At 67.1% G+C, this 12,890-nt stretch carries 16 protein-coding genes and 1 other RNA gene; 10 read left to right on the top strand and 7 right to left on the bottom strand.

Going from position 1 to position 12,890, the window contains the following annotated elements:
• Nucleotides 1–59: 59 nt before the first annotated feature.
• Nucleotides 60–848: a histidinol-phosphatase gene (gene hisN / locus RCP80_RS17120; RefSeq protein ID WP_308478810.1), complete on the bottom strand. Its 789-nt coding sequence runs from the start codon at nt 846–848 to the stop codon at nt 60–62.
• A 23-nt stretch (nt 849–871) separates the two neighbouring features.
• On the opposite strand from hisN, the gene RCP80_RS17115 reads away from it, so the two are divergent.
• Nucleotides 872–1,204 (top strand): hypothetical protein, encoded by a 333-nt coding sequence (locus tag RCP80_RS17115; RefSeq protein ID WP_308478809.1) that lies wholly within the window; start codon nt 872–874, stop codon nt 1,202–1,204.
• A 31-nt stretch (nt 1,205–1,235) separates the two neighbouring features.
• Here the strand turns inward: RCP80_RS17115 and RCP80_RS17110 are convergent, their stop codons facing one another.
• The gene (locus RCP80_RS17110) at nt 1,236–2,612 is read right to left on the bottom strand and encodes an FAD-dependent oxidoreductase (RefSeq protein WP_308478808.1); all 1,377 of its coding nucleotides are present in this window, start codon (nt 2,610–2,612) and stop codon (nt 1,236–1,238) included.
• Nucleotides 2,613–2,837: 225 nt separating this feature from the next.
• On the opposite strand from RCP80_RS17110, the gene prfB reads away from it, so the two are divergent.
• From prfB to smpB, 6 genes are read left to right on the top strand one after another with little or no spacing between them, the layout of a single operon-like run.
• Complete coding sequence (gene prfB / locus RCP80_RS17105) at nt 2,838–3,953, top strand: peptide chain release factor 2 (RefSeq protein WP_308478807.1); 1,116 nt, start codon at nt 2,838–2,840, stop codon at nt 3,951–3,953.
• A complete protein-coding gene (locus RCP80_RS17100; protein ID WP_308478806.1) occupies nt 3,946–4,923 on the top strand; it encodes a mechanosensitive ion channel family protein in 978 nt (325 codons plus the stop codon). The genes prfB and RCP80_RS17100 overlap by 8 nt, the downstream gene beginning before the upstream one ends.
• Nucleotides 4,913–5,392, top strand: a complete 480-nt coding sequence (locus RCP80_RS17095) for an Rv3103c family proline-rich protein (RefSeq protein ID WP_308478805.1) — start codon at nt 4,913–4,915, stop codon at nt 5,390–5,392. Before RCP80_RS17100 ends, RCP80_RS17095 begins: the two co-directional genes overlap by 11 nt.
• 39 nt (nt 5,393–5,431) lie before the next feature.
• Nucleotides 5,432–6,121, top strand: a complete 690-nt coding sequence (gene ftsE, locus RCP80_RS17090; protein ID WP_308482894.1) for a cell division ATP-binding protein FtsE — start codon at nt 5,432–5,434, stop codon at nt 6,119–6,121.
• A complete protein-coding gene (gene ftsX / locus RCP80_RS17085; RefSeq protein WP_308478804.1) occupies nt 6,121–7,014 on the top strand; it encodes a permease-like cell division protein FtsX in 894 nt (297 codons plus the stop codon). The genes ftsE and ftsX overlap by 1 nt, the downstream gene beginning before the upstream one ends.
• A gap of 3 nt (nt 7,015–7,017) precedes the next feature.
• Nucleotides 7,018–7,518: an SsrA-binding protein SmpB gene (smpB, locus tag RCP80_RS17080; RefSeq protein WP_308478803.1), complete on the top strand. Its 501-nt coding sequence runs from the start codon at nt 7,018–7,020 to the stop codon at nt 7,516–7,518.
• Here the strand turns inward: smpB and RCP80_RS17075 are convergent, their stop codons facing one another.
• Entirely contained in the window at nt 7,519–8,220 is a 702-nt protein-coding gene (locus RCP80_RS17075; protein ID WP_308478802.1) for an Ntn hydrolase family protein, read from the bottom strand. It lies immediately after the preceding gene.
• A 22-nt stretch (nt 8,221–8,242) separates the two neighbouring features.
• Between RCP80_RS17075 and RCP80_RS17070 the strand changes: the two genes are divergently transcribed.
• Both RCP80_RS17070 and RCP80_RS17065 read left to right on the top strand, forming a co-directional pair.
• Complete coding sequence (locus RCP80_RS17070) at nt 8,243–9,205, top strand: DNA polymerase domain-containing protein (protein WP_308478801.1); 963 nt, start codon at nt 8,243–8,245, stop codon at nt 9,203–9,205.
• Nucleotides 9,202–10,047 carry a maleylpyruvate isomerase family mycothiol-dependent enzyme gene (locus RCP80_RS17065; RefSeq protein ID WP_308478800.1) on the top strand — a complete coding sequence of 282 codons (846 nt, stop codon included), beginning with the start codon at nt 9,202–9,204 and terminating at the stop codon, nt 10,045–10,047. Before RCP80_RS17070 ends, RCP80_RS17065 begins: the two co-directional genes overlap by 4 nt.
• On the opposite strand, the gene RCP80_RS17060 is transcribed toward RCP80_RS17065, so the two are convergent.
• Complete coding sequence (locus tag RCP80_RS17060) at nt 10,035–10,274, bottom strand: hypothetical protein (RefSeq protein WP_308478799.1); 240 nt, start codon at nt 10,272–10,274, stop codon at nt 10,035–10,037. The genes RCP80_RS17065 and RCP80_RS17060 overlap by 13 nt on opposite strands.
• A 34-nt stretch (nt 10,275–10,308) precedes the next feature.
• A complete protein-coding gene (locus tag RCP80_RS17055) occupies nt 10,309–10,491 on the bottom strand; it encodes a hypothetical protein (RefSeq protein ID WP_308478798.1) in 183 nt (60 codons plus the stop codon).
• 120 nt (nt 10,492–10,611) lie between these two features.
• Here RCP80_RS17055 and RCP80_RS17050 point away from each other — a divergent pair, with 120 nt between their 5' ends.
• Entirely contained in the window at nt 10,612–11,286 is a 675-nt protein-coding gene (locus tag RCP80_RS17050; RefSeq protein WP_308478797.1) for a VldE C-terminal domain-containing protein, read from the top strand.
• Between the two features lie 143 nt (nt 11,287–11,429).
• Here the strand turns inward: RCP80_RS17050 and RCP80_RS17045 are convergent, their stop codons facing one another.
• Both RCP80_RS17045 and ssrA read right to left on the bottom strand, forming a co-directional pair.
• Nucleotides 11,430–12,146 (bottom strand): DUF4189 domain-containing protein, encoded by a 717-nt coding sequence (locus RCP80_RS17045; protein ID WP_308478796.1) that lies wholly within the window; start codon nt 12,144–12,146, stop codon nt 11,430–11,432.
• Between the two features lie 259 nt (nt 12,147–12,405).
• Nucleotides 12,406–12,773, bottom strand: a transfer-messenger RNA (tmRNA) gene (ssrA, locus tag RCP80_RS17040).
• Between the last annotated feature and the right edge of the window lie 117 nt (nt 12,774–12,890).

The raw sequence follows: 12,890 nt of genomic DNA, 5'->3' as shown, positions 1-12,890 counted from the left end.
GCAGGTGTGAACAACCGTATCTTACTCCAAAGTAAGGTACGGCGTTCTTGTTAGCTAATTCACACCCTGCGCAGCCGCTCGACCACCTGATCGTGCAGCCGGCCGTTGGTCGCCAAGGCGCTGCCGCCGTGCGGTCCGGCTTCGCCATCGATGCTGGTGAAACGGCCGCCCGCCTCGCGTACGAGGATGTCGAGCGGCGCCAGGTCCCACAGCTTGACCTCCGGTTCGACGGCGATGTCCACGGCCCCCTCGGCGACCAAGCAGTAGGACCAGAAGTCGCCATAGGCCCGGACTCGCCAGACCTCGTCGGTCAGCGCGACGAACCGCTCCCGATGGTCCTCCCAGCCGGTGGTGAGGTCCGAATACGACAGGCTCGCGGCGTCCAGTTCGGCGACCCCGGACACCGACAGTTTCCGGGTGCGCCCGTTGAACGAGCCGTGCGCGCCCTGACCCTGGGCGGCCCACCACCGCCGCCCCAGTGCCGGTGCGCTGACGACTCCCACGACGGGCACGCCGTCGTCGAGCAGCGCGAGCAGGGTGCACCACACCGGAACCCCGCGGACGAAGTTCTTGGTCCCGTCGATCGGATCGATGACCCATTGCCGTCCGCGCTGCGAGGCCGTCCCACCGAACTCCTCACCGAAGATCGCGTCGTCGGGGCGTTCCCGGGTCAGGGCCGTGCGCAGTTCGGACTCGGCGGATTCGTCGGCATCGGTCACCGGGCTGAGGTCCGGCTTGGTGTCGATGCGCAGGTCAAGTGCCCCGAATCGGTCCAAGGTGATGGCGTCGGCGCGGTCGGCCAACGCGAGGGCAAGCTGAAGATCTTCGTGGACTTCGCGGTCACTCATGGTTGGAGTCCTACCATGAGTGCGTGTGGGAAATCGGAGTGCTGCTCCTCCTCGTCGGCGCCCTGGTCCTGTTGATCGGGCCCCGATTCATGAAGCGAGGGCCCCGGCCCGGCTCCGATATGGCGCACGGCACGCTGCTGGTGACCGGGGTGAGCCCGCGCCCCGACGACATCGGCGAGCAGTACGTCACGATCAGCGGCGTGATCACCGGGCCCACCGTCCACGAGCATGTCGTGTATCAGCGGATGGCCGTCGACGTCGACACCTGGCCGACCATGGGTCAGCTGATTCCGGTCGTGTACTCGCCGAAGAACCCCGACAACTGGCGGTTCGGCGAGCCCGAGCAGCCGGTCTGAGCGCTATGGGCCGCTCGGCGCGGAGCGAACCTCAGGCGTGGCCGATCCGCAGCATCTCCGCCACGCTGGTCAGTTTCACGCGGGGCCGGCCCGTCGGCTCACCCCCGGCGCGCTCGTGGGCGTCGATGGCGCCCCAGTGCTCGTCGGTGACCAGGTCCGGTTGCCGGGACAGCAACCACCGCGCCAGCTCCTCGGGGTAGTCCGGGCTCCGCTCGCTCAGCTCGACGTCGGACAGTGCGGCCAGCAAACGTTCGACCGTGGCGGCGGAGTCCGACTTGTTGCTGCCGATCACCCCGGAGGGGCCGCGCTTGATCCAGCCGACGACGAACTCATTGGTCCGGCCGTCGACCTGACCGTCGGTGTTCGGGATGATCCCGCTGCGTTCGTCGAACGGCAGGCCGGGGACGGGCCGGCCCCGGTAGCCGACCGCGCGGACCACCAGTCGCGCGGACAACTCTTCGCGGATGCCGGTGTCCTTGGCGACGATGCGCCCGTTGTCGTCGGCGACGAGTTCGTTGCGCCCCAGCACAATCGACTCGACCCGGTCGGCGCCCTTGATCTCGATGGGGGAGGTGCGGAACCGGAACACGATGCGGCGGTTGCCCGGGGTGGTCTCGCGACCCAGATAATCACGCAGCACCTTGACGTTCTGTTTCACGGTGCGGCCGGCGGCCTCGGCGTCCTCGTCGCTGATGCCGGCGAAGTCGGTCGGATCGAGCACGATGTCGACGTCACTGAGTCCCTCCAGGGCGCCCAACTCGCGCAATTCCAGCGTGGTGAACGTCGCCTGCAGCGGCCCACGACGTCCCAGCACCACCACCTCCTCGACGCCGCGCGCACCCAGTGAATCCAACGCGTGATCGGCAATGTCGGTGGCGCCCAGCACCTCCGGGTCGGTGACCAAGATGCGGGCGACGTCGAGCGCCACGTTGCCGTTGCCGATCACCACGGCCCGACGACCGGCCAGGTCGGGGGCGATCTGTTCGAAGTGCGGGTGGGCGTTGTACCAACCGACGAAGTCGACGGCGGCCACGCTGCCGGGCAGGTCCTCGCCGGGAATCCCGAGCGGACGATCGGCCTGGGTGCCGATCGCGTAGATCACGGCGTCGTAGCGGTCGGCGAGTTCGTCGGCCTGCACATGCTCGCCGGCGGTGATGTTGCCGAAGAACCGGAAACGCGGATCGGCGGCGGTCTTCTCGAACTGGGCGCTGATGGTCTTGATCTTGGGGTGGTCGGGTGCGACGCCGGAGCGGACCAGCCCCCAGGGCGTCGGCAGCATCTCCAGCATGTCGATGTGAACATCGCGGCCGCCCGCGGCGTCGGCCTGCTTCAGCAGCGCTGCCGCAGCAAAGTATCCGGAGGGACCAGAACCGACGATCGCCACGTGATAGGGGCGCACCTGAGACATGAACGCAGAACCTTCTGTCGAGACCATGCCGCGTGCTGACGGGCTGTCGCGCGCAGGCGGAGCGAGAGCTTTGCGGCGCGGGAGACTCTGGCCGATGCGTGGGCTGGATCGGCGAAGAGTCGGGGTCGCGCGCTACCAAAGCTGTTTACAGACCTGATGGTAAACGTGCTGTCCAGATGCCGCCTGTGGTCACGCCGTATCGGCGCGCCGGTAACGTGAACAGCCGTGGAACTCGATCGTCAATCCGATATCGCCGCGCTGGACACCACTCTGACCACCGTGGAGCGGGTGCTCGACATCGACAACCTCCGCCAGCGCATCGACAAACTCGAGCAGGAAGCGTCCGACCCCAGCCTCTGGGACGATCAGGCGCGCGGACAGAAGGTCACCAGCGAGCTGTCCTACGCCCAGGGCGAGTTGCGTCGCGTGGAGGCCCTGCGGCAGCGACTCGATGATCTGCCGGTGCTCTACGAGATGGCCGCCGAGGAGGAGGGCGCCGAAGCCGAGCGGGCGACCGCCGAGGCCGATGCCGAACTCGCGACGCTGCGCGAGGACATCGCCGCGATGGAGGTCCGCACGCTGCTCTCGGGTGAGTACGACGAGCGCGAAGCCGTCGTCACGATCCGGTCCGGGGCCGGCGGGGTGGACGCCGCAGACTGGGCCGAGATGCTGATGCGGATGTACATCCGCTGGGCGGAGAAGCACGGCTACCCGGTCGAGGTGTTCGACACGTCCTACGCCGAGGAGGCCGGGATCAAGAGCGCGACGTTCGCGGTGCACGCGCCGTTCGCCTACGGCACGTTGTCGGTCGAACAGGGCACCCACCGGCTGGTCCGGATCAGTCCGTTCGACAACCAGAGCCGACGACAGACCTCGTTCGCCGACGTCGAGGTGCTGCCCGTGGTGGACACCACCGACCACATCGAGATCCCCGAGGGCGACGTGCGCGTGGACGTGTACCGCTCCAGCGGGCCCGGCGGTCAGTCGGTCAACACCACCGACTCGGCGGTCCGGCTCACCCACGTCCCCACCGGCATCGTCGTCACCTGCCAGAACGAAAAGTCGCAGCTGCAGAACAAGGTGGCTGCAATGCGGGTGCTGCAGGCAAAGTTGTTGGAACGCAAGCGCTTAGAGGAACGTGCCGAGATGGACGCGCTCAAGGGCGACGGCGGCAGTTCGTGGGGCAACCAGATGCGCTCCTACGTACTGCATCCGTACCAGATGGTGAAGGATCTGCGCACCGAATACGAGGTGGGCAACCCGGCCACCGTGCTCGACGGTGACATCGACGGTTTCCTGGAGGCGGGTATCCGATGGCGCAACCGGAAAGACGATGACTGATACCGCGGGGGCCAGCGTGCTGGCCTTCGACTGGGCGCAGAAGTGGCACAACTTCTGGCACGGCACCGTGGGCGAATGGATTTTGGCCAAGGGGCTGCAGATCGTGCTGATGGTGCTCGGCGCGCTGCTGGCGGCGCGCTTCATCGGCTGGGCGTCGCGCAAGGTGACCCGACGCCTCGAGGAGGGGTTCCAGGCCGGCGACGGCTTGGTGCGCTCGGAGGCGTCCAAGCACCGGCAGGCGGTGGCCTCGGTGATCTCGTGGGTCGCGATCGTGATGCTCAGCGTGATCGTGGCAGTTCAGATCACCAATGTGCTCGACATTCCGGTCGGGTCGCTGGTGGCGCCGGCCGCGGTGTTGGGCGCCGCGATCGGTTTCGGCGCCCAGAAGGTGGTCCAGGATCTGCTGGCCGGTTTCTTCATCATCACCGAGCGCCAGTACGGCTTCGGTGACCTGGTGGAACTGAATATGCTCGGCGCGGCCGAGGGTGCGGTCGGAACGGTCGAGGAGGTCACGCTGCGCGTGACCAAATTGCGCACTTCCGACGGCGAGGTGTTCACGGTCCCCAACGGCAATATCGTCAGGTCGTTGAACATGTCCAAGGACTGGGCCCGCGCGGTCATCGACATCCCGGTTCCGGTGGCCGCCGACATCAACCGCGTCAACGAGGTGTTGCACCAGGTCGGCAGCGCGTCGCTGGAGGACCGCTACTTGAAGGATCTGCTACTCGACGAGCCGTCGCTGATGGGGGTGGAGAGCATCGGCATCGACAACGTCAACCTGCGCATGGTGGCGCGCACCTTGCCCGGCAAGCAATACGAGGTGGGTCGACGCCTACGCGCGCTCGTGGTGCGCGCGCTGAGCCAGGAAGGCGTTGTCACGGCGACTGGAGCCGACCCCGTGGTGGACACCCTGCCGTCGGCCGCCGGTGCGAAGCGCGACGAGAAGCAGGGGTCCGACGGTGGCAGGTAAGCGCACGGACCAACCCAAGTTCAAGGTGCCCACTCATCTGTTCGGCGGTCGGGTGCGGACCTCCACCGCGGTGCTGCTGATCGCGTTCTTCGCGACGTGGTGGACGTACTACACCTACGCCCCGGCGCCCGCACCGGATCCGGGCACCCAGGTGGTGCCCCCGGGCTATGTGCCCGACCCGCAGTACACCTGGGTGCCGCGCACCCGGGTGCGGACCCCCGTGCCCACCACCACAGCGCCGACCACGACGACGACGACGGAGACCACCGCGCCGGAGACCACCCCCACGACGACGCCGACGACCACACCGGGGGAGGTGCCGCCGCCGCCCGACGAAGAGGCCGAGACCACCGCGACGACGACGCCCCCACCTCCGCCGGGGTTGCCGAACCTGTTCCCGAATCTGTTTCCGCCGCCGCCCGCCCCCGCCGAGGCGCCGGCCCCGGACGCACCGCCGAACGCGCCGTAGCCGCGCTGCCGCCGAGCCCCGCTACACTGGCGTGCCGTGATGATCACCCTGGACCGTGTCACCAAGCAGTACAAGCAATCGGCGCGTCCCGCGCTCGATGATGTGAGCCTCAAGATCGACAAGGGTGAGTTCGTTTTCCTCATCGGCCCGTCGGGTTCGGGCAAGTCGACCTTCATGCGATTGCTGCTCGCCGAGGACACCCCGAACTCCGGCGACATCCAGGTTTCGAAGTTCCACGTGAACAAGCTGCCCGGCCGCCACATCCCGAGCCTGCGCCAGGTGCTCGGCTGCGTCTTCCAGGATTTCCGGCTGTTGCAGCAGAAGACGGTGTTCGAAAACGTCGCGTTCGCCCTCGAGGTGATCGGCAAGCGCCCCGACACCATCAACCGCGTGGTGCCCGACGTGCTGGAGATGGTGGGGCTCTCGGGCAAGGCCAACCGGCTGCCCGGCGAGCTGTCCGGTGGTGAGCAGCAGCGGGTCGCGATCGCCCGCGCGTTCGTCAACCGCCCGCTGGTGCTGCTGGCCGATGAGCCCACCGGAAACTTGGACCCGGAGACCAGCAAGGACATCATGGACCTGCTGGAGCGCATCAACCGGACCGGAACCACCGTCCTGATGGCCACCCACGACCACCACATCGTCGATGCGATGCGCCAGCGCGTGGTCGAACTGTCGCTGGGCCGCCTGGTCCGCGATGAGCAGCGCGGCGTCTACGGAATGGATCGATAGTGCGTTTTGGCTTCCTGTTCAACGAGGTTCTGACCGGGCTTCGTCGAAATGTGACTATGACGGTCGCGATGATCCTGACGACGGCCATTTCGATCGGGTTGTTCGGCGGCGGTCTGCTGGTGGTGCGGTTGGCCGACCAGTCCCGCGCGATCTACCTCGACCGGGTCGAGACGCAGGTGTTCCTCACCGACGACGTGTCGGCCAACGATCCGAACTGCGGCGGTGACGCCTGTAAGGCGCTGCGCGCGCAGATCGAGGACCTTGATGACGTCCGTTCGGTGCGCTTCCTCAACCGCGACGCGGCGTATGAGGACGCCATCTCCAAGTTCCCGCAATACAAGGATGTGGCGGGCACGGATTCGTTCCCGGCGTCGTTTATCGTCAAGCTCGACGACCCCGAGCAGCACAAGCAGTTCGACGAGGCGATCGCGGGCCAACCCGGCGTCCTCAACGTGTTGAACCAGAAGGATCTGATCGACCGACTGTTCGCGGTGCTCGACGGGTTGTCCAGCGCGGCGTTCGCGGTGGCTCTGGTGCAGGCCATCGGCGCAATCTTGTTGATCGCGAACATGGTTCAAGTCGCCGCATACACCAGACGAACCGAGATCGGCATCATGCGACTGGTCGGAGCCAGTCGCTGGTACACGCAGCTGCCGTTCCTGCTCGAGGCGGTGCTGGCCGCCACCATCGGGGTGGTGTTGTCGGTCATCGGGTTGATCTTGGTGCGGGCGCTGTTCCTGGAGAAGGCCCTCGACCAGTTCTATCAAGCCAACCTGATCGCGCGGATCGACTACGCCGACATTCTCTACATTTCGCCGATCCTGTTCTTGGTCGGTGTGGCGATGGCCGCCGCGACCGGGTATGCCACGCTGCGGCTGTACGTGCGAAGGTAGCGAATGGCCAAGAGCAAGAAGAACGACAGCGCGAAGGCGCTGGGCCACAAGGTTGTCGCGAGCAATCGCAAGGCTCGGCACCACTACGCGATCCTCGAAACCTTCGAGGCCGGCGTGGTCCTGCAGGGCACCGAGGTGAAGAGCCTGCGCGAGGGCCAGGCCTCGCTGGCCGATGCGTTCGCCACCGTCGACGACGGTGAGATCTGGCTGCGCAATCTGCACATCCCGGAGTACGTGCAGGGCACCTGGACCAACCACGCCCCGCGGCGCAACCGCAAGCTGTTGTTGCACCGCAGACAGATCGACACCTTGGTGGGCAAGATCCGCGACGGCAACCTCACCCTGGTCCCGTTGTCGCTGTACTTCATCGACGGCAAGGTCAAGGTGGAGTTGGCGCTGGCCCGCGGTAAGCAGGCGCACGACAAGCGCCAGGATTTGGCCCGTCGGGATGCCGATCGCGAGATCATCCGCGAACTCGGGCGGCGCGCGAAGGGAATGCCCTAGCTACTTGCCGTCGAAGAGTCGATCGAGGGCCTGGTGCTCGAGTTCGACCCAGCGACCCACCTGCCGCCGTATACCGTCGACCTCTTTCGGTGACAGATGGTGCGCGCCCTCCGGGGTGATCCGGCACAGATCCATCGGGCCGCCCACGCTCGGAGAGGTCGCATCGAGCGCGTCGAGCACGCGGAGCGCGGCCACCACGCCGTAATCGATCTCGCGTTCGGTCATCCGGAAATGGGACAGCAGCGCGTGCGCCTGCTGGGCCATCGGCGCGCCGCTCCCGATGGCCTGGAAACCCGTCTCCTCGTGGTGTGCGACGAGCCCGTTCGGGTCGAGGTCCACGATGAACGGCACCTCACCGGCGTAGCCGGCGGCCAGGATGTAGGTCGCGGGGGTGCCCGCCGCCTCCTGGCCCGGCACCTCGGAGATGAAGTTCTCGTAGTGGTGTTTGAGGATCGGCAGCACCCTGGCCTGCAGGGCGTGCCCGAGGTTCTTCTCCTCGATGATGGCGTCGGCCTCGTCGTTGAAGACCTGTTCGATGTCGTAGAGCGCCGCGCGGGATCCGCTGCCGCCCCACGCCGCGTGTGCGCCGAGCGGATGCAGTTTCTGCGCCGGGTAACTCAAACCGCGACCGGGGTCGGTGATCTGAGAGTCGGACGCCAGGACGATCCCGTTCACGCACCGAATTGCCAAGACGACGGTCATTCGTCGATCGTAGGCTGGGCGGATGGCCGCGGGAGAGCAGCGCGCAGGCGTCGACCTGACCAACCTGGATCAACCGCTGGGCCCGGACGCCGAGGCCACGAAACGCGACCTGGTGGATTACCTCGACGCCGTCGCCGATCGCCTGCTGCCGGTGCTGACCGACCGACCGCTGACGGTGCTGCGGGCACTGCGGGGGCGCGCCCCGTTCATGCAGAAGAACGTCCCGAAGTACACCCCGGACTGGGTGGCCACGGTGGCGATCTGGGCGGAGGCCTCCAAGCGCGAGATCCACTACGCCCTCTGCAACGACCGGCGCACTCTGCTGTGGCTGGCCAATCAGCGGGCCATCGAGTACCACCCGACGCTGGGCCTGGCCGCCGACATCTACCGGCCGACGCATCTGGTGCTCGATCTGGACCCGCCGGCCGGCGCCGATTTCTCCGCCGTGGTGGCGGTCGCGCACCTGGTGCGGCGGGCGCTCGCCGACTGCGGGTTGGCCGGCGCCGTCAAGACCAGTGGTTCCAGGGGCCTGCACGTCTTCGTTCCGATCGACGACAGCGCCCCGGTCGACGACGTGGCCGCGGCCACGCGCGCCCTGGCGGCCCGCGCGGAAGCACTCGATCCCGCGATCGCGACCACCGCGTTCATCGTCGAGGATCGCGCCGGGAAGGTGTTCGTGGACGCCACTCGTGCCGGTGGCGCGACCGTGGCGGCCGTGTACAGCCCACGGCTGCGGGCGGGCACCCCGGTGTCGTTTCCGGTGGCATGGTCGGACCTCGACCGGATCGCGCCGGGCGACTTCACGCTGCACACCGCCCTCGATGCGCTGGGCGGGCGCGATCCGTGGGCCGAGTCGATGCCCGCTCCGCAGGCGCTACCGAAAGAGGTGATCGAGCACGGTCGCACCATTCCGGTCGCCCGCGTCGCCGCAATGCACGAAGGCAAGCGTCGCGCGCGCGCCCGGCGCGGTACGGTCGGCGGATGAGCAGCCCCCGCCCGGTTCTCGAGCTGGACAAAGCCGAAGTCCTCGACGGTCTCTTCGCGTCGTGGGACGACATCGAACAGTTGATGGCCAACGTGCCCGAAGCCGACTGGCAGCGGCCGTCAGCGCTGCCGGGGTGGTCGGTGCACGACGTGCTGGCACACATCATCGGCACCGAGTCGATGCTGGCCGGCACGCCCACCCCGGAGTCCGGCGTCGAGGTGTCCGGGCTCGACCATGTCCGCAACCCGATCGGCGAGTTGAACGAGCACTGGATTCTGGCGTTGCGCAACGAGAGTGCCGAGGCCATGTTGACGCGCTACCGGGAAGTCCTGGCCCAACGTCGGGCCGCACTGCGGGAACTGAGCGAGGACGTGTGGAACGGCGTCACCGCCACACCGGCCGGACCGGACAGCTACGGCAGGTTCATGCGGATCCGGACGTTCGACTGCTGGATGCACGAACAGGACATCCGGCAGGCGGTGGGACGGCCGTCGTCCGATGCGGAGCTGGCCGGACCCGCGGCCCGGTTGGCGCTCGACGAGATCGCGGCCAGTATGGGTTTCGTGGTCGGCAAGCTCGGCAAGGCGCCGGACGGGTCCCGGGTGGCCATCGAGTTGACCGGGCCGATGGCGCGCGTCATCCGCGTCGCGGTCGAGGGACGCGCGGCGGTGGTCGATGAGTTCAACGCGGAACCCACGACGGTGATCCGGCTCGACGGACTGCAGTTCACCCGGCTGTGCGGCGGCCGACCACTGTGCGAGGCACGCTCCGACGCAATCGAATTTGACGGCGATGCGCAGGTGGGTCAACGCGTGGTGGACAACCTCAATTACGTGATCTGAGCCGGTCTCGTGCGGCCCCAGACCAGATAGACCACCGGCACCACGCCGGAGGTGCCGAGCACGCTGATGCCGCCGGCCCACGCCCACTTGGGTCCTCGGACCTGATCCTTGGGGCGAGCAGCCAGGTCCCGCAGCGCCCATGACCGCAGCCCCGCGTCCACCGCCGCGACGAGAATGATGCCGGCTTTGGCCCTGGTCGAGAGATCGCTCCACCGCTTGGTTGCCATTGGTCGTGCCCTTTCCTGGTTGCCGTACCAAAAGCTACCGCGGTAGCCGGGTCAGCTGGCCGCCGGTTTCGGCGGCGTAGGTATTCGCGTCGTCGCTTTCCGCGTCGGTGAACACCCGCACCGACTGCGGGTCACCGGGAACGGTGACCAACAACGTGAGATCTTTCAACTCTGCTGGCCGACGGGTCGGCGTCTGCCGACTGGCTGCCCTGCTCACTGCATCACTCCAAACGAAGCAACCCCTGGAACCGGCCACCAAACCAGACCGGCCCAATGGGGTCAAATCTCTGGTGGGGATTGCCATACCAGTGCCGGACATGGCAGTAAGGTGCTGTCCGTGGGCCGCAACCTGTTAGCCAGTCACCGGGGACGTTTGTTCGTCCTCGGCGTCTCGGTGCTCGTCTCGGGCGGCATGCTCTATGCCCAGGGTGCGCAGCCCGTGGCGCGCGTCGACACCGCGGCGGCCATCCCGACCGCGCCGGAAGCCGCGCCCTCGAATGCGCCCCGGATCGTCAGTCCCGCCGAGGCGGACCTGCTGGCGGCCAGCTCGCCCGTCGCCGCGGCCCGCGACTTCCAATTCGAGTTGCCCGCCTCGAGCGTGGCGCCGGAGGCGGGGTTGCAGGTGCGGACCATCTGGGCGGCGCGCGCCATCAGCGTGATGTTCCCCGAGATCAAGACCATCGGCGGGTACCGGCAGGACGCCCTGCAGTGGCATCCGAACGGGTTGGCGATCGACGTGATGATCCCGAACCACGGCTCCGACAAGGGCATCGAACTGGGGAACCAGATCGCGGGCTTGGCGCTGGCCAACGCCGAGCGCTGGGGCGTCATTCACGTGATCTGGCGGCAGGGCTACTACCCGGGCATCGGCGCGCCGAGCTGGACCGCGGACTACGGGTCGGAAACGCTCAACCACTACGACCATGTCCACATCGCCACCAGCGGCGGCGGCTACCCGAGCGGGGACGAGACGTATTACCTCGGCTCGATGGAGCCGGCGCCGGGGGAGTGAGCTGCGGCAACGAGCCGGCATGGTGATGCATTCGGCGGTATCCGCGTCGAACACCCCGCCCGGGTTGCGGAACTTCGCGAAGCGCGACCCTCACAGTGAATTTCGGTGATCGATCCGTCGAGTTCACCGTGAGGACTGCGGGCTCAGAAGAACGTCGTCACCGTCGTGCTGGTTCCGTTGTCACAGGTGATCGTGACGGTCCAATCCCGGAAACGCGGGATGGCCGGGACGATCCTGAGGTCGTAGGTGGCGTTGGCGCCTAGCGCGAAGCTGCGGTTCAAGTTGTCCGTCACGTACGTGCACTGCGACGCCACTCCGCTGCGGTCGGTGATGTGAGCCACGAGGCCGCCCACGATCGGGTCGAACGACACCGTCGGCCCCTGCTTCGGCGCGGGTGGCGGCTCGTTCGGCGGCGGCGGGGTGCCGCCATCCGCGCAACCCGACACGATGACCTTCGCGCCCTGCTGGCTTTGCAGCTTGGCTTTGGCCTTGCTCTGGGCGGCGCCGAGCGACGGGTCGGATGCCCCCGTCATCTCGCCGTAGTCGTTGGAGGCGGCCGCGGCGCACTCGTTCTTGGCGATGACCTGCGTGACGCAGTGGTTGCCGCCGTTGCCCGAACAATTCGTCAACGCGCCGGTGCCGGCCTGGTCCTGGGTGGCGCTGATCGCCGAACCCCCGGCCATCGTCACCGGGGGATTCTCGTTGATGTAGCCCAGCGCCAGCCCGATGAATTGGTCAGCGGCGTGCGCCGGTGCCGGGTTGGCGACCATGCCGACGGCGAGCGCAATCGCGGCCAGCAGGCCGGCGGCGATGGTTCGGACCCGAGGCCAACTGGCACGGGTGGGGTGAGCGATGGTCATGACTTCTCCTGAGGTGATTGCTGCCCGTGGGGCGCGCTCAGGAGTTTGAAGCTGGGCACCGCCCGGACGAGACATGATCTCGTCGAATGATCGTTCGGCCTTCCTAGCGTGGGTTCTACCTCTGATGACTATTCGCCCTTTGCCGACGTGTTCGGCAGGTTTTGCGAAATTCGTGCCGCTCGAGGCGGGTCAGGACCCGACTGCCATGACGACACAAGAAAGGCCCCCCGTTTCCGGGGGGCCTGGCCTGCATCTTCGATTGTGGAGCTGCCGGGAATCGAACCCGGGTCCTACGGCATTCCCTCAAGGCTTCTCCGTGCGCAGTTCGCTAGGTCTCTACTCGGATCTCCCGGTCACGCGAACAAGCCGAGATGACGATCCCAGTCGCTGTTGGTTGTCCCGATCAGTCCCGCGACCGAACTCATCGGTTGATCCCTCTAGATGACGCCAGGGTCCGGGGCGAGGGCGTTCCCGGTCTGACGGACTAGCTTCGCTTAGGCAGCGAGAGCGTAGTCGCGCTGATTTGTATCGGCGCTTAATTGGTTGCAACGACGCTTACGGTGGTCTCTTGCCTGCACCGGCACGCTTCCCTTGATTCGATGCGCGAAGTCGAAACCGTTCAGCCCCTTGTCTGTGAACTTCGCCCACAATCCCTGCCGACCTTCAGCAGGACTGTTCATCATACCGGGTGTTGCAACGCCGTCCAGCCAATTAAAAGTCCCGGCCGGGTCTCGGTTCGCCGCC

It is taken from the genome of Mycolicibacterium sp. MU0053 (assembly GCF_963378095.1).
GTDB classification, from domain to species: Bacteria; Actinomycetota; Actinomycetes; order Mycobacteriales; family Mycobacteriaceae; genus Mycobacterium; species Mycobacterium burgundiense.
The sequence above is the reverse complement of the archived record's forward strand: the minus strand, read 5'-3'. Positions and strand labels throughout refer to the sequence as shown.

Coding starts and splice junctions, on each gene's coding strand:
- hisN (WP_308478810.1), bottom strand. CDS start 848: ATGAGTGACCGCGAAGTCCACGAAGATCTTCAGCTTGCCCTCGCGTTG.
- RCP80_RS17110 (WP_308478808.1), bottom strand. CDS start 2,612: ATGTCTCAGGTGCGCCCCTATCACGTGGCGATCGTCGGTTCTGGTCCC.
- RCP80_RS17100 (WP_308478806.1), top strand. CDS start 3,946: ATGACTGATACCGCGGGGGCCAGCGTGCTGGCCTTCGACTGGGCGCAG.
- ftsE (WP_308482894.1), top strand. CDS start 5,432: ATGATCACCCTGGACCGTGTCACCAAGCAGTACAAGCAATCGGCGCGT.
- smpB (WP_308478803.1), top strand. CDS start 7,018: ATGGCCAAGAGCAAGAAGAACGACAGCGCGAAGGCGCTGGGCCACAAG.
- RCP80_RS17075 (WP_308478802.1), bottom strand. CDS start 8,220: ATGACCGTCGTCTTGGCAATTCGGTGCGTGAACGGGATCGTCCTGGCG.
- RCP80_RS17070 (WP_308478801.1), top strand. CDS start 8,243: ATGGCCGCGGGAGAGCAGCGCGCAGGCGTCGACCTGACCAACCTGGAT.
- RCP80_RS17065 (WP_308478800.1), top strand. CDS start 9,202: ATGAGCAGCCCCCGCCCGGTTCTCGAGCTGGACAAAGCCGAAGTCCTC.
- RCP80_RS17060 (WP_308478799.1), bottom strand. CDS start 10,274: ATGGCAACCAAGCGGTGGAGCGATCTCTCGACCAGGGCCAAAGCCGGC.
- RCP80_RS17045 (WP_308478796.1), bottom strand. CDS start 12,146: ATGACCATCGCTCACCCCACCCGTGCCAGTTGGCCTCGGGTCCGAACC.